Annotated in this window: 15 protein-coding genes and 1 pseudogene; 11 read left to right on the top strand and 5 right to left on the bottom strand. The window is 56.5% G+C overall.

The window, feature by feature from the left end:
* Positions 1-66 precede the first annotated feature (66 nt).
* Together QN378_RS20605 and QN378_RS20600 are read left to right on the top strand one after the other, a co-directional pair.
* Positions 67-630, top strand: coding sequence for an XRE family transcriptional regulator (locus QN378_RS20605; RefSeq protein ID WP_323548875.1), 564 nt, complete (start codon positions 67-69; stop codon positions 628-630).
* A 43-nt stretch (positions 631-673) separates the two neighbouring features.
* Entirely contained in the window at positions 674-2,107 is a 1,434-nt protein-coding gene (locus QN378_RS20600; RefSeq protein WP_322202003.1) for an FAD/NAD(P)-binding protein, read from the top strand.
* 92 nt (positions 2,108-2,199) lie between these two features.
* On the opposite strand, the gene QN378_RS20595 is transcribed toward QN378_RS20600, so the two are convergent.
* Both QN378_RS20595 and QN378_RS20590 read right to left on the bottom strand, forming a co-directional pair.
* A complete protein-coding gene (locus QN378_RS20595; RefSeq protein WP_322202004.1) occupies positions 2,200-2,634 on the bottom strand; it encodes a hypothetical protein in 435 nt (144 codons plus the stop codon).
* A gap of 217 nt (positions 2,635-2,851) precedes the next feature.
* Positions 2,852-3,015 (bottom strand): annotated as a pseudogene (locus QN378_RS20590) (alkanesulfonate monooxygenase); the annotation flags it as partial.
* A 59-nt stretch (positions 3,016-3,074) separates the two neighbouring features.
* Between QN378_RS20590 and QN378_RS20585 the strand changes: the two are divergent.
* Positions 3,075-3,989: a LysR substrate-binding domain-containing protein gene (locus QN378_RS20585; protein ID WP_322202006.1), complete on the top strand. Its 915-nt coding sequence runs from the start codon at positions 3,075-3,077 to the stop codon at positions 3,987-3,989.
* Positions 3,990-3,992: 3 nt separating this feature from the next.
* Here the strand turns inward: QN378_RS20585 and leuD are convergent, their stop codons facing one another.
* Entirely contained in the window at positions 3,993-4,607 is a 615-nt protein-coding gene (gene leuD, locus QN378_RS20580; protein ID WP_322202008.1) for a 3-isopropylmalate dehydratase small subunit, read from the bottom strand.
* Positions 4,608-4,611: 4 nt separating this feature from the next.
* Positions 4,612-6,033, bottom strand: coding sequence for a 3-isopropylmalate dehydratase large subunit (gene leuC, locus QN378_RS20575; protein WP_322202010.1), 1,422 nt, complete (start codon positions 6,031-6,033; stop codon positions 4,612-4,614).
* Positions 6,034-6,355: 322 nt separating this feature from the next.
* Between leuC and QN378_RS20570 the strand changes: the two genes are divergently transcribed.
* The 8 genes from QN378_RS20570 to QN378_RS20535 all read left to right on the top strand — a co-directional run bounded on the left by QN378_RS20570 (position 6,356) and on the right by QN378_RS20535 (position 18,253).
* Positions 6,356-7,507: an epoxide hydrolase gene (locus tag QN378_RS20570; protein ID WP_322202012.1), complete on the top strand. Its 1,152-nt coding sequence runs from the start codon at positions 6,356-6,358 to the stop codon at positions 7,505-7,507.
* Positions 7,508-8,089: 582 nt separating this feature from the next.
* Positions 8,090-9,007 carry a LysR family transcriptional regulator gene (locus QN378_RS20565; protein ID WP_323548872.1) on the top strand — a complete coding sequence of 306 codons (918 nt, stop codon included), beginning with the start codon at positions 8,090-8,092 and terminating at the stop codon, positions 9,005-9,007.
* A 117-nt stretch (positions 9,008-9,124) separates the two neighbouring features.
* On the top strand, positions 9,125-10,318 hold the full coding sequence (locus tag QN378_RS20560; protein ID WP_323548871.1) for a CaiB/BaiF CoA-transferase family protein: 1,194 nt from the start codon (positions 9,125-9,127) through the stop codon (positions 10,316-10,318).
* Positions 10,315-11,253 carry a hydroxymethylglutaryl-CoA lyase gene (locus QN378_RS20555; RefSeq protein WP_322202017.1) on the top strand — a complete coding sequence of 313 codons (939 nt, stop codon included), beginning with the start codon at positions 10,315-10,317 and terminating at the stop codon, positions 11,251-11,253. The genes QN378_RS20560 and QN378_RS20555 overlap by 4 nt, the downstream gene beginning before the upstream one ends.
* Positions 11,254-11,619: 366 nt before the next feature.
* Entirely contained in the window at positions 11,620-11,838 is a 219-nt protein-coding gene (locus tag QN378_RS20550) for a type II toxin-antitoxin system HigB family toxin (protein WP_322202019.1), read from the top strand.
* On the top strand, positions 11,835-12,317 hold the full coding sequence (locus QN378_RS20545) for a transcriptional regulator (RefSeq protein ID WP_322202021.1): 483 nt from the start codon (positions 11,835-11,837) through the stop codon (positions 12,315-12,317). The genes QN378_RS20550 and QN378_RS20545 overlap by 4 nt, the downstream gene beginning before the upstream one ends.
* 92 nt (positions 12,318-12,409) lie before the next feature.
* Entirely contained in the window at positions 12,410-13,300 is an 891-nt protein-coding gene (locus QN378_RS20540) for a Ku protein (protein WP_322202023.1), read from the top strand.
* A 198-nt stretch (positions 13,301-13,498) separates the two neighbouring features.
* On the top strand, positions 13,499-18,253 hold the full coding sequence (locus QN378_RS20535) for a deaminase domain-containing protein (RefSeq protein WP_323548870.1): 4,755 nt from the start codon (positions 13,499-13,501) through the stop codon (positions 18,251-18,253).
* Between the two features lie 35 nt (positions 18,254-18,288).
* Here the strand turns inward: QN378_RS20535 and pssA are convergent, their stop codons facing one another.
* Positions 18,289-19,632, bottom strand: a complete 1,344-nt coding sequence (gene pssA, locus QN378_RS20530) for a CDP-diacylglycerol--serine O-phosphatidyltransferase (protein WP_323548869.1) — start codon at positions 19,630-19,632, stop codon at positions 18,289-18,291.
* Positions 19,633-19,751 lie beyond the last annotated feature (119 nt).

Below are 19,751 nucleotides of genomic sequence, written 5' to 3'. Positions count from 1 at the left end.
GATGAGGCGCACAGCATATTGATGGTGGGCAGTATACTGCGCATATAAATTTGAGCGAGCGATAGCGTGAACAAAGACAGTTCCCATAGAGCGCCAGTGCTACAGCATGTCAGCCAGAACGTACGCCGCCTCCGTAACGCGGCAGCGTTGAGCCAGAACGGCTTGGCGGAAAAATCGGGCGTCAGTCGGCGGATGTTGGTGGCCATCGAGGCGGGCGAAAAAAACGTCAGCCTAGCGACCCTTGATCGGATCGCCGACGCGCTGGAAGTGGCGTTCAGCGATCTTATCCAGGCGCCGGATGTGCGTGACCCCAGCCGGATTAACGAAGTGGCTTGGGCTGGTTTGATTCCGGGAAGCAAGGCCGTGCTGTTGGCCAAGGCAGCGGCGAAACGTGAGGTTGAGTTGTGGGAATTTTGCCTGCAGCCCGGCGAAGTCTATTCTTCCGAAGCCGACCCGGAAGGCTGGAGCGAGCAGGTGTATGTATTTGAGGGAAGTCTTGGGGTCGGGCTGGGGCACGAAATACGCTACGTCGAAAGTGGCGAGTTTTTTATGTTTGCCAGTAACCAAATCCATACCTATCGCAATGACGGCCAGTTATTGGTGCGCTTCGTTCGAAACGTCGTGTTGTAAGCAATTCATCGAAGGACAGCATTTAATGAAGCAGTCAGGAAACATGTCCACGTCGCAGCTTGAACAGGCAAACCGCGCTGTCCGTACCGCCGATATCCTGATTGTCGGCGGTGGATTAAGTGGCAGCATGCTCGCTGCTCAATTGCTACGACTGCCGGGTAAGCGGCACATTTTGATTATTGAGACTCGCAGTGAATTAGGGCGGGGTGAAGCCTACAGTGCCAGCGAATTGGGCCACACTCTGAATGGGAATGCTGCACGAATGAGCGTCGAGCCCGATGATCCTGATGACTTGACTCGCTGGCTTGGTCGTTACATCGCGGCCGGCGGTTGGCCTGAATCCGCCGAACAAGCGGTGCCGGTGGCCGAACTGTTCCCTCCAAGGGGGATTTTTGGCCTTTACGTTCAGCAAAGACTGGCTGAAGCCCAAGCCCTGGGTGCCACTTACGGATCGAGCCTGGAGCATGTGTGCGATGAAGCGATTGACCTGCAAAGCAGCGATTTCGGCGTACGCATAACGCTTAAGAGCGGTAAACAGTTGCAAGGCAAGTTCGCTATTCTGGCCACGGGTCTGTTTCCCGCCGCGCGCACGCCGCAACGTGAGACCAGCGGGCTCAATGCGGCAGCGGTCGATCCTTGGGACGTTCGCACCATGAGCCAACTCGACCCGCAGGCTAAAGTGCTGATCATCGGCGCCGGGCTGACCATGGTCGATGCGTTAGTTTCGCTGCAACAGGCGGGGCATCGAGGACCCATTGAAGTGTTTTCGCGCCACGGTTTGTTACCGCACGTTCGTCGACAACCGCCGGCATGGGTGGATTTCTTGGCCGACGACCACAGTATTCGTAGCACGCGTCAGTTGTTGCGCAAGGTGCGCGAGCAATGCCAGCAAGCCATCGCGCAAGGCATCGATTGGCAAGCACCTCTGGATACGGTGCGCGCCCACATTGGCCGTTTGTGGAATCAGGCCAGTGATCTGCAGCGCCGGCAGTTCGTTCGCCATGTTCGGCCTTGGTGGGAGAGCCATCACCACCGCTCTGCACCCTTGAGCGCAGCGTTGTTAGCGAAGCTAGTCAAGGAAGGCCGGCTAACGATCCATGCGGCGTCGTTTAAAGAGTTGGAAATGCTATCCACAGGGCAGTTGCAAATTTGCGTCCGTCGACGAGGCGAGGCCGAACCCTCTCATATCATTGGTGATGCGCTGATCAATTCTTCGGGCATCGAATACGATTGGCGGCGAGTGGATCGGCCGCTACCTAAAAATCTGTTGTCCCGGTGCTTGATTCAACCGGGACATTTGGCGCTGGGCATTGCAGTACATGCCAGCGGCGCGTTGCTTGATGCGCAGGGGGATATATCGAAGAGACTGTTTGCGATGGGACCACCGTTGCGCGGTATGTGGTGGGAAACCACGGCGGTAACCGATGTTGCGAGTCAGGCTAAAGCGCTTGCTGAACGACTGGTTTCACTGCGTTAGTGGATGAAGCGTTTGGACTGATAAAGCAAAAACGCCGCTCGAAGTCTGAGCGGCGTTTTTCCATGCTGGTGTTAAGCCATGGACGTCAGCACTTAGCGGATGCTGTCGATGCTGCCTTTGTTGCCGGTGACTTTGACATTCACCTTCTTGAAGATGAAATAGTCTTCGACGTTCACTTCATAGCGTGGCGCAACGATCAGGTCGGAACCTGAGCTTTTCACTGCTTTGTAGGCCGCCGCCGCTTTTACGGCGGAGATTGGATCAGGCAAGCTGAGTGCGGAACCGCCAGCGCCACCGTACGTCACGCCGTCAGCGAACTGAGTGTCGCCACCCACGCTCAACCAGCCAAACAGGATATTGGTGGAAGATTCACCGGTGATTTTTTCGCCGACTTTTACGTTCGCTTTCAAGTCAGCGCTGACCGACCCGGAAATCGGAGCGGTGGGCTGGCTCATGTTATAGCTCACGCAACCGCTGGTCGTGGCGATCAACGTAGCAACGGCGGCGCAGAGGTATACTTTTTTCATTCGAAAGAACTCCTGATGGTAAGTGCTTGGCAAATTAAGCCGGCGCAACCTTAACGAGAGTTCTTCTAAGAAGATGTCAGCTGCGTCCTATGTGGTTGAGCGCTTCTTAACCATCTGTTGTAGGTAAATTCCGTTGGTATGTGATTGGCCGTCTTTTTCTCCCGGCATAACGTGAAAGCGGCTGCTAAGCCTGGCTATTTCATTGTTTTTAAGCACATCAGTGGCGGACGCTGTCGGACTGGGCTGGCGGTATGTCGTGGGCGATGATTCACCGAGTGGTCTAGTCAGGTTAGTTGCGCCGTGTCGAGCCAGGCTTGCGTAGGGTTCCGGCAGCAACGCAAACACTCGTTCGGTAAAACGATAGGCTTCTTCCAAATGTGGCGGCGTTTCGTCCAATGCTATCCTTGCCACCCGCGCTATCTCTCTAAAAAAGAAGCTACATGAACGCTAAAAAAGAAGCCGCACCGTTGCCGGAAGATTTGCGGGTGTTCTTGACCGTCATTCGCAAAGCCGGTTTCGCCGCCGCTGCCGATGAGCTGGGATTATCACCGGCGTACGTCAGCAAGCGCATTCAGATTCTGGAAAGCACGCTGGCTACCCGTTTGTTGCACCGCACCAGCCGTCGGGTATCGCTGACTGAAGACGGCGAACGTGTGCAGCGGTGGGCCATGCGTATTCTTGAAGACTTTCAGTTGCTGCACGACGAGCTGTCCGAAGCACATGCCGAGCCTCGCGGTCGATTGCACTTGTGCAGCAGCTTTGGTTTCGGCCGCAATCATGTAGCGCCGGCGATTTCACAATTGGCCGAATGTTATCCACAGCTGGAAATTCGTCTGGACCTTTTCGACCGGGTGGTGGACATCATTAGCGAGGGTTTCGATCTGGAAATTCGCGTTGGTGATGACATTTCTGGCCAGCACATCGGTCGACGTTTGGTCACTAATCGCCGGGTGCTCTGCGCTGCGCCCGACTACTTGAAGCGACGCGGTACCCCGCAGACGCTGTCTGATCTTGAGGGCCACGATTGCCTGGTGCTGAAAGAGCGCGACAATGCTTTCGGTCTTTGGCAACTGGAGCGCGAAGGCGGTCACAAAAGCGTGCGCGTCAGTGGGCCGTTATCGTCTAACAGCGGGGAGATTGTCTTGCAGTGGGCACTGGATGGGCGCGGGGTTTTGCTGCGTTCATTGTGGGACGTGCGACCGCTGCTGGAGCAGGGTCGTTTGGTGCAGGTGCTGAATGATTACACCCAGAGCGCCAATGTCTGGGCGGTTTACCCGAATCGGCTGGCGAACTCGGGCAAGCTGCGTGCTTGCGTCGAGTTCCTCCAGCATCACTTCCATCAGTTGTCGCTTTAAGCCTTAGTTCAGCCAAGGATTGGCGTGCAGATGCCGCTGTTCGAATTCACGAATCTGCGCGCTGCGTTGCAGGGTGCTGCCGATAGCGTCCAGCCCTATTAACAACGCATCCTTGCGCAGGGTATCGATCCGGAACGGCATGACGCTGCCATCTTGCAAACGGATTTGCTGAGCTTCCAGGTCCACTTCGATCCGAGCACTTTGCGCGTAGCTGACCATGCGCCCCAGCTCCTGAACTCGAGTTTCGTCCAGCGAGATAATCAGCACTCCGTTGCGCTGGCAGTTGTCGTAAAAGATCCCGGCGAAGCTGCTGCCGATCAGTGCACGAATGCCCATCTGCTTCAGACCCCATACCGCGTGTTCACGGCTGGAACCGCAGCCGAAGTTCGGCCCGGTGACCATAAAACTTGCGCCCTGCCAAGGGGGTTGGTTGAGGATGAAATCCGGGTTGGGTTCGCCTGACGCTAGAAAGCGCAGGTCGAAAAACAAACCGCGATCCAATCCATTACGGTCGATGCCCTTGAGGAACTGCTTAGGCATGATTACGTCGGTGTCGATGTTGGCAGCCAGCATGGGCGCTGCGGTGCCGCTGACGGTGGTAAACGGTTGCATGTTCATCTCCTCAAGCGCGGCCGTCGAAGCGGCGCACGTCGGTCAGTCGTCCGGTGATTGCCGCAGCGGCGACCATGGCTGGGCTCATTAGATGCGTGCGTGCGCCGGCGCCTTGGCGTCCTTCGAAATTGCGGTTGGTGCTGGACGCGCAACGGTCGCCTGAGGCAAGCACGTCGTCGTTCATCGCCAGGCACATGGAGCAACCCGACTGACGCCACTCGAAACCGGCCTCGATAAAGATCGCGGCCAGCCCTTCGGCTTCGGCCTGATCGCGCACCGCCGTCGATCCCGGAACGATCATCGCCCGGACATGATTGGCGACGCGCTTGCCGCGCACCACGCTGGCGGCATCGCGCAGGTCTTCGATCCGTGCGTTGGTGCAAGAACCGATAAATGCGTGGCTGATGACGATATCGCTCAACGGCATGCCCGCTTCCAGGCCCATGTACTTTAGGGCGCGGACCATGTCCTGACGCAAAATAAGGTCGCTGATGGCAAGCGGGTCCGGCACCGTGGAACCGATGGCGGCAGCCTGATCCGGGCTGGTGCCCCAAGTCACCATGGGTTCGAGGTCATTGGAATTCATATGGATTTCGCTGTCGAAGTGAGCACCGAGGTCGGTGTGCAATTGGCGCCAAATGTCCACAGCACGCTCCCATAACTCGCCTTTCGGCGCCCGGGGTTTGCTCTTGAGGTAATCAAACACTTTGTCGTCGGGCGCCATGAACGCACCGCGCGCGCCGGCTTCAACCGCCATGTTGCAGATGGTCATCCGCGCCTCAACGCTCAGGGCATCAATGGTCGAACCGGCGAATTCGATGGCGTAGCCGGTTGCACCGGAGGCGCCTATTTTACCGATCAACGCCATGATCACGTCTTTGGAAGTAATACCCGAGGCTAAGGCGCCATCAACGGTTACCCGCATACTTTTCAGTCGTTTGTAGACCAGGGTTTGCGAGGCCAGCAGGTGCTCGATTTCGGACGTGCCAATGCCGAACCCAAAGGCCCCCAAAGCGCCATACGTGGTGGTATGGCTGTCGCCCGCCGCAATCACCATGCCGGGCAGGACAAAACCCTGTTCAGGTGCGATCACGTGTTCAATGCCTTGGCGCTTATCGAGGACGTCGAACAGCTCAATGCCGAATTTTTCGCAGTTTTGTTCCAGGTACGAAACCTGTAACGCGCCGCCTTCGTCCGCCATAGCCGCTACACGCACCGGCGCGGTTGGATTCACATGATCGACCACCGCCAAAGCCGTGGTCGGACGCCACACCTCACGGCCGGCTTCGCGCAAACCGCTGAAGGCTTGCGGGCTGGTGTATTCGTTGATCACCTGGCGGTCGATGTAGAGCAGAACATGCCCTTCGTCGTCGAGGTTGCACACGGTATGCGAGTCGATGTGCTTTTCGTATAGGGTTCTTGTTGGGGTCATGGTCGCGCTCGCGAAGAGAGCCCGTCGACACGGTTCGACAGACTTCTGTCTTCATAATAGGCGCGGTGATGATGCTATCAATGGCAAGAAGGTGATGGCATGGGCCATGGTTCGTGTTTGATTGAATAAGAAATATCAAAAATTAAACCTTTGCCCACCGGACCGCTACCCGAACCATCGCGAAAAAAAGCGCTTCTAGGTTACAGTTCGCCGGTCAAGGCGGTGAATGCGTTTGTCTGCTACCTCCAAGGCGCGGTTTTCGCAAGGGTTTGGCTGCACTGATTGTTAATTTCCCCTACGCCGATTTCAGGAGACACGCCCTATGGACATCCTTCCCTTTAACATCGCCATTAGTGACGAGGCGCTGGCTGACCTGAACGCCAGACTGGCCCGGACGCGATGGATCGAAGGCATCGACGATGCGCGATGGAGTGAAGGCACGGACAGCGAGTTTTTAAAGCGTCTGGTCGATCATTGGCGTACTCAATTCGATTGGCGCACGCAAGAGTCCAGGCTCAATGCATTGCCACAATTCATTGCGCAGGTGGGCAGTCAGCCGATCCACTTTGTCCATCAACGTGGCAAGGGTCCGGCGCCGTTGCCATTGATTATGACCCATGGCTGGCCGGGCTCGTTTGTCGAAATGGAAGCGATCATCCCGCTGCTGGCAGACCCAGGCCATTATGGTGGCGATCCTGCGGATGCCTTCCACGTCGTCGTGCCGTCGCTGCCCGGCTACGGTTTTTCCCCGGCGCCCCGGGCGAAGGGCACCGGCCCGTTTGAAATCGCCGGGTTGTGGGCCGAGCTGATGAACGGGTTGGGGTACGCGCAATTTGGCGCGCAAGGTGGCGATTGGGGCTCGAGCGTCTCGACTTGGCTTGCATATCGTTATCCCGATCAAATCAAAGGACTGCACCTGAATTTTTTGCCCGGTTCCTATCGTCCGCCAATGGAAGGCAATCAGCCGCCGCTGTCGGGTGAAGAGCAAGGCTTTCTCGACAAGGCCGCTGCTTGGCGTGAGCTGGAGGGCGCCTACGGAAAAATTCAAGGCACTAAGCCGCAGACGCTGGCGTTTGGTTTGAATGACTCACCCGCAGGATTGGCGGGCTGGATTGTGGAAAAATTCCAGGCTTGGAGCGACTGCGGCGGTGAGCTTGAACAGGCAATCTCTCTGGATGCGCTGTTGACCAATATTTCGATTTACTGGTTTACCGGGACCATCGGCTCGTCGTTCCGGTTATACCTGGAAAGCCGCAAACGGCCCGTGCACTTCTCCGTCGGTCAACGGGTGCTGCCGCCGCTGGGCGTCGCAAACTTCCCCGGCGAACTGCCCATGCCGCCGCGCTCTTGGGTTGAACGCAGCTTCAACCTGCAACGCTGGACCGAGATGGAACATGGCGGGCACTTCGCGGCAATGGAGCAACCACAGGCGCTGGCCGAAGAGATCAGGGCGTTTTTTCGGCCGTTGCGTTGAGGTCGTTTCGGAATGCGGCTGAGATCGAAGCAGTTCAATTTCTTGGAGCCAACTACTTTTGAGGCATATTAAACAATAGGTTGGCGCTGAGCTTCGTGTGTATATCCGGCCTTTATGGTTGCTGAAAGTAGGGTTTCGCTTTTACAGCGAGGAACCTTTTTCAAACGTCGGAGCGCCGAACTGCAAAAAGGTCCCGCGAAAAGGGCTTGCCCCACTATGCTGGACCTCGCTCCGGCTCGGTCTTCCCTCACTCCGGCATTGCTCCGGGGGTCGCCGTGAGCGGCCGTCCCTGGCCGCGCACGGCTATCTCGGCATCCTTGCCTCGTTACCCCCTGCGCAACGCCTGCGTTCGGCCGCATGGTTTCACGGGGCCTATTTCCGCATTCGATATTCAATTCGCTTGAGAATCACAGGCGGACAAGCATCTGTAGCCAACTTGTTGGCGAAGGTCCTTCGGACCTTATCGCAGCCTTCGACGGCAACAGAAACCCTGTGGGACCGAATTTATTCGGGAAAGCGTCGGTCCTGACACTCTGCGAAGCGCTATCCTGCCGCATCGCGACCTCCCGAGTAACGCCGCCCATGCTGCACAAAAACCTCACCCGCCGTCTGGACCTGATCACCCTGCAATTATTTGTGGCGGTGCATGAGGAGGGCACGTTGACCCGTGCAGCAGCGCGGGAGGCGATTGCGGTGTCGGCGGCCAGCAAGCGGTTGATGGAGCTTGAAGACGCGCTGGGCATCGGATTGTTCGTGCGCAACGCCAAAGGCATGGCCCTGACCGCAGCCGGAGAAACCCTGTTGCACCATGCGCGGCGAATGCTGTTCGACGTGGAAAAAATGGGCGTCGAACTGGACGAGCATATTCAAGGCGTGCGGGGTTACGTGCGGATGCTGGCGAACCTCTCGGCGATCATTCAGTTTTTACCGGAAGACCTGCACGACTTCGTTACCGACCACGCGCAAGTAAAAATCGACCTTGAAGAACGGCCCAGCAACGGGGTGGTGCAAGGCATCGTCGACGGCGTGGCCGACATCGGCATTTGCTCCGAAGACACCGACACCCAAGGCCTGTTCAGCGTGCCTTACCGCCATGACACGCTGGTGGTGGTCCTGCGCAGCGATCATCCACTGGCCGGGCGCGACCACGTGGCGTTCGCCGACACCCTGGATTTCGACCACATCGGGTTGCATGCCGCCAGTTCGATCAACATGCGCACCCACGCCGCCGCCCGTGCTTGCGGACGCATACTGCGGCTGAGGATTCATGTGCCGGGTTTTGATGCCGTGTGCCGAATGGTTCAAGCCAACATGGGCATCGGGATCTTGCCGCGCAAGGCCTATGAATTGTTTGGTCACTCCCTCGGGTTGACGGCGGTGACCCTCAGTGATGACTGGTCCGAGCGCACTTTATTGCTGGTTGCCCGTGAGTTGAACGCGCTGTCTCCCGTCAGCCGGTCGCTGTTTGATCACCTTAGTCGCCTGGAAACCTTGCGTTAGACGCTTCGCTTCAAACGTTCGTGTTTGGCGAACGCTGCTTGCCAACTGACGGTTTGATTAGTCGGCGTCCAATCCTCTAGCCTTGGCTCAAATTCCAAGAACAATGAGGTACTGACCATGACTGCTCCCCTGAGCGGAATTCGCGTAATCGAGATCGGTACGCTGATTGCGGCCCCTTTTGCGGCGCGCCTGATGGCGGAGTTCGGTGCCGAAGTCATTAAGATCGAATCGATGGGTCAAGGTGATCCTCTTCGTAAATGGCGAAAGCTCCATGAGGGAACCTCCTTGTGGTGGTACCTGCAGTCGCGCAACAAAAAATCCCTGGCGCTGAATCTCAAATCCCCCGAAGGCATTGCCATCATCAAGCAACTCGCGCAAAGCACCGACGTGCTAATCGAGAACCTGCGCCCCGGTGCGCTGGAAAAACTCGGCCTCGGTTGGGACGTGCTGCACGCTATTAATCCCAAACTGACGCTGGTGCGTATTTCCGGCTACGGCCAGACCGGGCCTTACCGTGATCGCCCTGGCTTCGGCGCCATCGGTGAGGCCATGGGCGGGATCCGTTACACCACCGGCACCCCCGGCTCGCCGCCGGCCCGGGTCGGCGTCAGTCTCGGTGATTCATTGGCCTCAATGCACGCAGTCATGGGCGCGTTGATGGCGTTGTTGCGGGTCAAAACCGGGCAGGGCGACGGGCAGATAGTCGATGTGTCGTTAGCCGAAAGCGTGTTCAACGTCATGGAAAGCCTGGTGCCGGAATACGACATGATGGGTCACGTCCGCGAACGTAGCGGTGGTGCGCTGCCGGGCATTGCGCCGTCCAATACCTACCCGACCGCCGACGGCGCGTATGTGGTGATCGCAGGGAACAGTGATCCGATTTTCAAGCGGCTGATGCAGGTTATTGGTCGCGCGGACTTGGCAGAAAATCCTGATTTTGCCCACAACGATGGCCGCGCGCCGCAAAGCAACCTGCTTGATGAGGCCATCAGCCAGTGGACGATGAGCCAACCCATCGACGCGGTGTTGCAAACGCTGGAAACCGCTGAAGTGCCGGCCGGCCGTATCTACTCGGTGGCTGACATCGTTGCCGATCCACATTATCAGGCGCGTGGGATGATTCTCGACGCGCAATTGCCCGGCGGCGCGGCGGTAAAAATGCCCGGTATCGTGCCCAAACTTTCAGAAACCCCCGGTGCGGTGAACTGGCAGGGACCGACGCTGGGCCAGCACACCGACAGCGTGCTCGACGGCCTTGGGCTGACTGCGGCGGACATTGCCCGCCTTAAAACTGAGGGGGTGGTGCAATGATTACCGACTATTCAGAACGCCTGATCGTCCAGGAAGTCGCCCCGCGCGACGGTCTGCAAATCGAACCGAAGTGGGTTGAAACCGCCGACAAGATCGCGTTGATCAATCAGCTGTCACTGGCCGGATTTTCCCGCATCGAAGCCGGCTCATTCGTCTCGCCCAAAGCCATTCCTGCCCTGCGCGACGGCGACGAAGTGTTTCGCGGCATCCAGCGTCAACCCGGCGTGATCTACGTTGCTCTGATTCCTAATTTAAAAGGTGCCCAGCGAGCGATAGACGCGGGCGCCGATGAGCTGAACCTGGTGATGTCCGCCAGCCAGACCCACAATTTGGCGAACATGCGCATGCGTCGCGAGCAGTCGCTAAGCGGGTTTGGCGACATTGTGGCCTTGGCCCGTGGCACCTCGCTGAGCCTCAACGGCACGCTGGCGACCACCTTTGGTTGCCCGTTCGAAGGCGTGATTAACGAAGACCTCGTGTTGAGCATTGTCGATGCCTACCTTGAGTTGGGGGTGCAAGGCATTACCCTCGCCGACACCACGGGCATGGCCAATCCACGGCAGGTGTACAGGCTGGTTCAGCGAGTTCTGGCCAAGGTCTCGCCGGCACAATTAACCCTGCATTTTCACAATACGCGCGGCTTGGGCTTGAGCAACGTACTGGCCGCGTATGAAGCCGGTGCACGACGTTTCGATGCTTCTCTGGGCGGCTTGGGCGGTTGCCCGTTCGCGCCGGGGGCTTCGGGCAATATCTGCACCGAGGACCTGGTAAACCTGTGCGACGAAATGGGCATCCAGACTGGAATTGATCTGTCGCACTTGCTGGAGCTGTCGCGCCGTTTGCCCGCGCTGTTGGGCCATGAAATGCCTGGTCAGGTCGCCAAAGCCGGACGCAACAGCGACTTGCACCCAGCGCCAGATAATTTGCCCACGTGATACCGCGACACGCTTGATCATTGGAGGTGTTGAAACCGCTTGCTTGCTCACCGCCGATCAGCCCGGTCATGGTTGGCCGCATAAAGACTTCACCGGCAGCACCACCCCGGCACTGTAGGTGATCGCCATCGCTTTGATAGCCGCCGTGCTGTTGATTTGGGCATTGCCCGCGAAACTGCGTGAGTTGGACAAGACGGGGGTAGTAGAGTTGGCAACTTAGCAACCCTGACTTAGGGTTGCTAAAACTTCAACAGGGATGCTGATGCGAATTTTTAAAAGCGGGCATGTGACGAGGCCGCCGCGCGCTTCCCGAACGATGCCGCAAACCTTAACGCGACTTACCGATTGCTGGGTGCGTCCGAGGCGGTGGCCTCATCTGAGTTAAAGCAAACCTTTAACACGCTGGATCGTTTCACGCCCCGTACCGGGTGGTATGTCATCGATATCGGCGGGAACAATTTGAGGTTGATAGCGGCCATCGATTTCGTTAAGCACTTGGTGTTTGTCAAACATATTTATAGCCACGCTGAATACGCCAGAGCCAACAAGTGGTACCAAGCACATAAGACGGGGATCAGGCCATGAGTGCCGCATTAACTGAAAGAATCGTTGATGGCGCCTCAATGCGCGAATTGGCTCAACGCATGGAAACCTTGCGGCTGGACATGGACCGCCTGGGAGCTCATTTCATTCATCACATTGAAACCGAAGCTGAGTATCAGAAAGCACTCGCGGTCATCGACGAGTTAACCGACGGGCAAGCACTGGACGCGGTTGAACAGACCTTGCTCGATACGCTCTGTGAAACGGTTGGTCGTTACGAAGATCACGCGCCGCAGTTCGGAGCATTTAATGCAGGTATCAATGCGCTGACCGATATTGATTTAATCAAGGCACTCATGCTGCAAAACAAACTAAGTGGGGCAGACCTTCCAGAAATCGGCGACAAGACGGTGGTGTCACGAATATTGAGTGGCCATCGTAAATTGACCGTAGAAATGATCGCTCGCCTTGCGGCCCGTTTTCATGTTGATCCAGGTGTATTTGTATCGCGTAGCGTTTAAGCCGTTTTAAACGTCCCACCCCATCGCCTCCCCGAAACTTTGCCTCTATGGCCCGGTCATCTAAAAGACAGGACAACACAGGGAATCAGGCGATGCCACGAGCAATCTGGAAAGGCGCGATCAGTTTCGGCCTGGTGCATATACCGGTCGCGTTGGTCTCGGCGACATCGACTCAGGGGGTCGATTTCGATTGGCTAGATAAGCGCAGCATGGATCCGGTGGGTTACAAGCGAATTAACAAGGTCACCGGCAAGGACATGACCAAGGAAAATATCGTCAAGGGCGTGCAGTATGAGAAGGGCCGGTACGTCGTGATCAGCGAAGAAGAAATCCGTTCGGCGCACCCAAAGTCGACGCAAACCATCGAGATTTTCGGTTTCGTTGACAGCGACCAAATTCCGCTGCAAAACATCGACACACCCTATTTTCTGACCCCCGACAAGCGTGGTGAGAAAGTCTACGCTTTGCTCCGTGAAACCTTGGTCGATACCAAGAAAGTCGCGTTGGCTAACGTGGTGTTGCATACCCGCCAGCACTTGGCTGCGGTGATGCCATTGGACTCGGCCATGGTCTTGGTCATTCTGCGCTGGCCTGCCGAAGTGCGCGGCCTCGATACGTTGGAACTGACGGAAGCGGTGACCGAGGCAACACTGAGCAAAAGCGAGCGCGACATGGCCCGACGGTTGGTCAAAGACATGAGTGCAAATTGGGAACCCGATGAATACCGCGACACGTTTCAGGAAAAGATCATGCAATTAGTCGAGACCAAGGCGCGCGAAGGAAAAATCGAAGACGTCGAAACCAATACGGGTGAATCTGAACGTAAAAGCGCCGACGTCATTGATCTGACTGAGCTCCTCAAGCGTAGCCTGGGTGGCAAAAGCGCGGCCAAACCGACGAGCAAGCCACCGGCCAAACCTGCCGAAGACGCACCGGCCAAAAGACGGGCACCCCCTCGCAAGAAGACCACTAAAGTGTCTTGATTTGAATCAGGGCAGTGAATCAGTATCCGATGTCCGTGCTGTACTGCCCGGACAGGGTACTTTTTTGATTCTGTCCTACAGCGTTGTCAGATCAAAGCTTCTAAAAACCGTTAGAATTCCTCTTTTTTTTACCGACATTCCACTATTTCGTTCTCTTCATCGCCAACCATCCCGCCGTTGGCCAGAAGGGAATATCCAATGCTTGAACCAACTTCAGAAAACCCGCAAAACCTCGATACCGTAAGCGACGCGGATTTAGCTGTCATCAATCTCAGCGCCTACGACACCTCATCCATCGTCGAATGGATTTCGTCGGCGTCGGGTAGCACGCTGTATAAAGGGTTAGCCGCGAGGACAGAGGGCGAATCACCTTTTCAAACGATTGTTTCTACCATGTTTCCCGCCCATGACGATTATCAAGACAAGGCGTTGTTGAACTCGTTGACTCAACAACTTGATTCACTCAGCGTGTTGTTATTGATCATTGAGAGCCTGAATGCGATACCGGCGTCGGAAACTGACAGCGCTGTGCTGCCGGTTGATCTGGCGACGCCCTTATCTACCGCTACTCGGCAACTGTACTTTCACAAAATCGCTGAATACGCAATGAACCCTGAAAGCCTGCCGTGGCTGAGCCAGGCCATCAGTAGTGCTCAGGCAATGCCGTCAATGCGGGCATTGTCGCTGGCCACTCGGTTGCTTCAAGAACGCTCCACTATCACTTCAGCATTCGCCCTGCGTACTGCCTCGTTATTAGTACCCCCGGCTGAGCCTGTTGAATCCACATCGCTCCAGGATGCTCCCGATCTTCAGGCGCTATTAAGCGATTACTCGGTACTCAACCGATGGAACCCAGGGCGCGGGGCGGATGAACTGTTCCTGGACGTGGGTATAGACCTGCTCAGTACCTCCGACGGATCGGGGCGCAAATTGCGTTTGTCGGCCCACGAAACATGGGAGGCTCTGGCACACACCGTCGCATTCAAAACTCTGTTTGCGCCGCTGCTCGCTGACATGGGCTGGTACGGCGCACAGGTAAATGAACACGCTTCTCCCAAGGTCACCCAAGCGTTGGCGGGTCACGCCATCGTCGCGTTCTTTTTGCTGGCCACAGAATCCGACGGTAACCCGATCGAACGTTTTTTCTACAGTGAACAGGCGGGCCAATACAGCCACGTTGGGCTAATTGAGCAATTGCGCAAAGAGGTTATCAAGCGCCAACCAACCGCCTCGCCGGCCGCCGTTAGCGTGTTGATGTACCTGTTGTTGCGTGAGATGGCCCCGGAACTGTTGGTGCAAAACCTGCCGGACTCCCTCAATTACGGCCGTTCGCTACAAAGCGTTTCGTTTTTGCAGGGTGTCTGTCTGTTGGAGGCGTTGGCCCCCGGCACCGCCCAGAGCAGCCGGTTCGACGAGGTGGTTTTAGTCAGCGTGCAAACGGTTAACTCCGACAATCCTCGGATTCGTGAGTTGTGGGCCAAGGCACGGGTCGTTCCCGCCTTGCGTTACGCCATTGCCCACAACGCAGTTGTATGGACCGAGGGTCGCGACATTCGCCAGGCGTCACCTGCGCAGGTCACGCAAGCGTTGACGTTCCTAAAGGAACAACAAGATTTGCACGCAAAAGCGTTGCACAACTTGCTGACCCTCAAGGTGCCCGACCGAGAACAGATAGCGCGTCACCAGTTGGGTGAGGCTGGAGTCAATCCCAGTATCTGGGGCGCAGGACCGAGGGGAGAGGAGGTATTTACCTATTTGGAAGGGCGGGGCTTTTATCGGGCACCCGGTTATGAGTGGTCACGGTTAACGGCCACAGGTGATGAATTGGGTCTTGGCAAGCAGGCGACGGTGCTTGAGCTGGTCATGATGGGTGAGTTGAAAGCCGTCGATAAACCCAGAGTGCCCGAAGTTTATAAGCAAGCGTTCGCGGCGTTTCACCAGGCAATGACGCAGGCCGAAACCGTAATTATCAGACGGTTGTTGGATGAGATGCCCTTAGCGCAGCGCACGCTACTGGCGACCTCTACCTGTGAAATCAGTCGCCTGCAATTTCAAGGAGGTGAAGGCGAGCAAGGTGTCTTCATCCGCTGTCAGCCGGGAGATCATCGTCACGACTACCACCGGCATACCGTGAACGAAGAAACATTCTTTGAAATTATTCCCGCTGCCGGCGTCGCCCGCCAGGTGTCTCAAGGGTTTGATTATCACGTGCCGGAACCCGACTACACGTGGGACATCGTCACGAACGGACAGAAAGAGCAACTCTGGCATCAGGCGCAGGCATTGGCGAAAGTGACACCGCTAAACCCTGTCGACAGTGATGCTTATTTGCTCGGATCAGTTTCTCGTTCCACGGTGCGGCCAGCTCATCCGCTGAAGGCGACGCTAATTCCTGCGCCTACATTGGTTTTTTTACCGGCTGCCAGCGAAGCCTTGGCGTTGGATGCCGTTGCCGCCGCGGTCGCTGAGCATTTGCTGACCGCAACCATGGCCTCCCTCAAGCAGCTTCACACCCATGAAACCGGCTGGGAGCAAATCTGGAGCGTCGAGAAAAAAATTGCTGACTTCACCGCTCGCTTCATCATTCCCTTTTACGGCTGCATCAAAGACCTGGCTGCCGGTGACAAGTCTGCGGGCACCGCGATTGGTTGCACGATGGATATTCTCTTTGCCTTAATCCCCCTCGGCGAGTTTGCAGGTTCCACAGCACGGCTTGTCATGCGCGCGGGGGAGCTGAGCGTCTTTTCCATCACTGAACAAATGTCTAAGGAAATGGCGCAGCTGGCGCTGAGTCTGGTCGAGCAAAGCGGCATTTTTCTCATTCGCGATGTGCCAAAACTGCTCTGGAAACTGTCGAATCCTGCTTGGAAAACTCTGCTCGAACAGGTTCCGGCACTGGCCAAGGTATTTTCTGACCGTGAGAGCGCAACGGGAGCCGCAATGTTGAAATCAGGGATGTACCTGTTACCCGAGCGCCTGGAAGACGTTTGGATTCCGGGCATTGAAGGAACGGATCAGCGTGCCGTGGTTGATGGCATCAACCCGGTGGCGGTTCGTAACCTGGGCACAACCGAGTCTCCAGTTTTCAGGCTGCTCGACCCTTACACGGAGAAGGCGTTCGGGCCAGCGCTTGCCGTTATTTCCACGGGGGAAGCGCTTGAACTGACGCGTCTGTCGGCGTCCGACGGACTGTCAGTCGGTCACTACCCTAAGGTTATTCCGGTGACCGTTGCGGAGCAGGGTGGTATTGAAATGCGGGTCGCGGGGGGCTGTGAAACGTCAACGATAGAACGCGAATCCGGGGTGTTCGACATCACCGTTGATGGGCACGCCTATCGCCTCGACAGCAACCAGACCGACCCGGCTTTACGCGCACTAGAGGTTGAGAAACTGTCTGCTCGGTCGGGGCAATTGGAAGAATTACCGACGTTGTGCCGAGCGGTCCGTGATCTCATCCCAGGTGCGCCGTGTGCCGACTACGTGAAGCTGGTCTTGCCGGCCATCGAAGTCCCGCTGGAAGTTGCAGGTGTGCCCGCAACGCTGGGACAGCATTCCAGCTCGGCTTTTTCCGCACGCGAATACCAGCTGGCCCGTATTACCCTCCCCCACGGCACCGTTGATGTGCTGACGCACGAAGGCAAGTTCTGTAAGTGGGATCATCAGGTTATTCCAGCAAAAGGCCGGCGTGTTGCTCAACTGTCGGCGGATAAAAAACTGATTCCGCTCACCCTCCAGGAAAAGTCCACACTGGGTTTTTCCGAACAACCGGTGTATCAGGATCGCGTTAGCGGCCGACTGTCACCACTCCAGCATTTGGGTGTGCCACCTGAGGTGGATGAGGGTTATGTGCAACTGATCATTCAGGCACTGCCTGCGGTTGAGCTTGATGGCATTGCACAGGGCGTTGCCGATAAACGCAGTTTGCGCGCTGTGCCCCTGGAAATCGGCGGCAGACATTATGTGGTCGTTGAGGCGGATGTTGGTGTGTTCTATCAGGCGCCGAAGACTTCCACGGGCCAATACGCATTCGTGCGGGTGACGGAAAAAACGGTGATTAACCAGTATTTATCCATCTCAGAGCAGTACCGATTGGTGGCGGAGCGCACGAATATTTTGCAGGATCGAGAAAACATTGCTCGGTTATTGTTTGAGCTGGAAAAGAACACCCCAGCGTTTGAGCAGCAAGTTTTGCTTGGCAAGACAGCCACATATGAGGCCTATAAAAATGCCTGTGAGCAGCATTCGCTTGAGAATGAGCTTTACGGTTACGCTCAGAAGTTGCTGACCGGCGAGGTCGCGCAGACTCGGTTTTTCGCCATGGCCAAGTCGAGCATTGCTGACTTCAAGCGCTTGGGTGAAAGGAGTCTTTTGGGAAAGGAGCATCACGTCAAGGTGCTCAACACATTATTGCCACTGCAGTCACGGGCAAAGGATTGGGTGCCATTGACCGTCGGCAGTATCGCCTTGGCACAGACAGCTGAAAAGTTGTCTGTTGATGTTCAGGGCGCCAATTTCGCCTACGCCATGGTTGAAACTGCCGAGGGGCAACGTTCGGTTTATTACGCGTTTTCCGGGGGTCAGAAAGCCAAGAATTTCAAGTTCAAACTGCACATACCGGACAGCGACACTCAGGTAATCGAAGGTGTTACTTACATCGATGCCGGGATTCGTATGCGCGGTCAAGCGCCTGATCCAGCATTCACCAGCTTGCCGGTGCTGCGCGATGCCGATCATTTGAATATCACGGAAATGCTGCGCTACCTGGACTCAGAGCGTTTGATTGCGACCATCCTCAAACAAGACCTGCAGGGGGGTGCACTGCGCGATATTCACTTCTTTACCTTGATGGACACCTGTAGGTCTTGCGGTGGTGTGATATTGCCGCAAACCCGGCTGATGTTTCCGGGGGTGAACTTCTCCGTCAGTTACCTGAAGAACTACAACCGAGTGTAATCAAGCCTGCATCAGCGTTGGCTACTTTCGATCGACTAAAGGATGCGGTACAGCAAGCGCTCAATTCGCACCCGGCTGACCCGGCGCAGGAAGGTGCGTACCGCAACCGGGTAATCGTTGAGGGTGTCGAGCTCATCGTACTTGCCCACGCGTAAGGTATTGCGCATCAGTTGGGTCAATTCAGTGTTGCGGGGTGCAGTCCATTGGCCCTGGGGATCGTCGATCAACAGGGCGTTTTCCAGGTCCAGTTGAAAGGCGCGTGGATTGAGGTTGTTGCCGGTCAGCAACGTGTATTGGTCATCTGCCCACAAACCTTTGAGGTGGAACGTGTTGTCGCCGTCCTTCCACAGGTACAGATTCAACTGATGTTTGGCAATGGGCTGCTGATGCTTGCGGGCAAATTTGCGCAGGCTGATTTCATAGAGATACGGCAGCGCGGCGATGACTTTGAACGGCTCGTCGGCAGGAATGAAGAAGTCGTTGGCAGTCTTGTCGCCAATGATGATGTCGATTTTTACCCCACGCTTAAGGGCGCGGTTGATTGCTCGGGTTACCACCAGCGGCAGGTTGAAATACGGCGTGCACAGGGTCAATTGTGTTTGGCTGGTGGCGATCAATTCGCAGATTGTGCGGCTAAGCGGGTTTTTGTTGCCCACACCCAATAGCGGGATGATCCTTAGCCCGCCGGTATCTCCGATGCCGGCGGTAGTGTCGTAAGCTGCTCGCTTGAGGTGATTGCGGAACCCGCGGATTTCGCCGCGCAAGCTGCGCGAGGTGGGCGGTGAGGGCAGGTCCAGACGGTGTACGGCGTTTGATGTCAGTACGTCCCGCTGCACCAGATTCTGCATTGAATCGGCCAATGCCTTGTTTTGCAGCAAGTGATAACGGTCGAGACGGTATTTGTCGAATTTATGCAGATAAACGTTGTTGATACTGGCGCCGCTGTAGATCACGCAATCGTCGATCACGATGCCCTTGAGGTGCAATACACCGAACAGTTCGCGGGTTTGCACTGGCACGCCGTAGATTGGCACTTCCACGTCGTGTTCAAGGTTCTGCGCCTGATACCACGTTGAATTGCCCGGCTGCTTGCCGGCCCCGATCAAGCCCCGCTGTGCCCGGAACCAGTCCACCAACACCACCACATCCAGCTCCGGCCGTGCTGCTTTGGCTGCGTACAATGCATTGAGAATGTCCTGGCCAGCTTCATCTTGCTGCAGATATAGCGCAACTATGTAGATGCGCTGCAAGGCCGAGGCGATTTTTTCCAGAAGGCAGCGTCGATAGTCGGCGGCGCTTGGCAGCAACGTTATGGCCTCAGCTGAGGAGGCAAAACCACGAAGTGTAGGAACAACGGAGCGTCTGAACGTGGAGCGCATAAGCCTCTCGAAGTAATAACCGGACAACTCGCAAGCTTACACCAGTGCTGGGTCAGGTGGATGACAACATCAATGTCTCCCCTGTCTCTTAGGCATCAATTCGATGGGGTAAGTTTTCA

Source organism: Pseudomonas sp. 10S5, from assembly GCF_035019745.1.
Taxonomy (GTDB): domain Bacteria; phylum Pseudomonadota; class Gammaproteobacteria; order Pseudomonadales; family Pseudomonadaceae; genus Aquipseudomonas.
This window is presented reverse-complemented; position numbering and strand designations above follow the sequence as displayed.

What these genes read in the sequence shown, in the direction of transcription:
- QN378_RS20545 (WP_322202021.1), top strand. Translation starts at nt 11,835, where the DNA reads ATGAGTGCCGCATTAACTGAAAGAATCGTTGATGGCGCCTCAATGCGC.
- leuC (WP_322202010.1), bottom strand. Translation starts at nt 6,033, where the DNA reads ATGACCCCAACAAGAACCCTATACGAAAAGCACATCGACTCGCATACC.
- QN378_RS20565 (WP_323548872.1), top strand. Translation starts at nt 8,090, where the DNA reads ATGCTGCACAAAAACCTCACCCGCCGTCTGGACCTGATCACCCTGCAA.
- QN378_RS20535 (WP_323548870.1), top strand. Translation starts at nt 13,499, where the DNA reads ATGCTTGAACCAACTTCAGAAAACCCGCAAAACCTCGATACCGTAAGC.
- QN378_RS20585 (WP_322202006.1), top strand. Translation starts at nt 3,075, where the DNA reads ATGAACGCTAAAAAAGAAGCCGCACCGTTGCCGGAAGATTTGCGGGTG.
- QN378_RS20595 (WP_322202004.1), bottom strand. Translation starts at nt 2,634, where the DNA reads ATGAAAAAAGTATACCTCTGCGCCGCCGTTGCTACGTTGATCGCCACG.
- pssA (WP_323548869.1), bottom strand. Translation starts at nt 19,632, where the DNA reads ATGCGCTCCACGTTCAGACGCTCCGTTGTTCCTACACTTCGTGGTTTT.
- QN378_RS20600 (WP_322202003.1), top strand. Translation starts at nt 674, where the DNA reads ATGTCCACGTCGCAGCTTGAACAGGCAAACCGCGCTGTCCGTACCGCC.
- QN378_RS20555 (WP_322202017.1), top strand. Translation starts at nt 10,315, where the DNA reads ATGATTACCGACTATTCAGAACGCCTGATCGTCCAGGAAGTCGCCCCG.
- QN378_RS20560 (WP_323548871.1), top strand. Translation starts at nt 9,125, where the DNA reads ATGACTGCTCCCCTGAGCGGAATTCGCGTAATCGAGATCGGTACGCTG.
- leuD (WP_322202008.1), bottom strand. Translation starts at nt 4,607, where the DNA reads ATGAACATGCAACCGTTTACCACCGTCAGCGGCACCGCAGCGCCCATG.
- QN378_RS20540 (WP_322202023.1), top strand. Translation starts at nt 12,410, where the DNA reads ATGCCACGAGCAATCTGGAAAGGCGCGATCAGTTTCGGCCTGGTGCAT.
- QN378_RS20570 (WP_322202012.1), top strand. Translation starts at nt 6,356, where the DNA reads ATGGACATCCTTCCCTTTAACATCGCCATTAGTGACGAGGCGCTGGCT.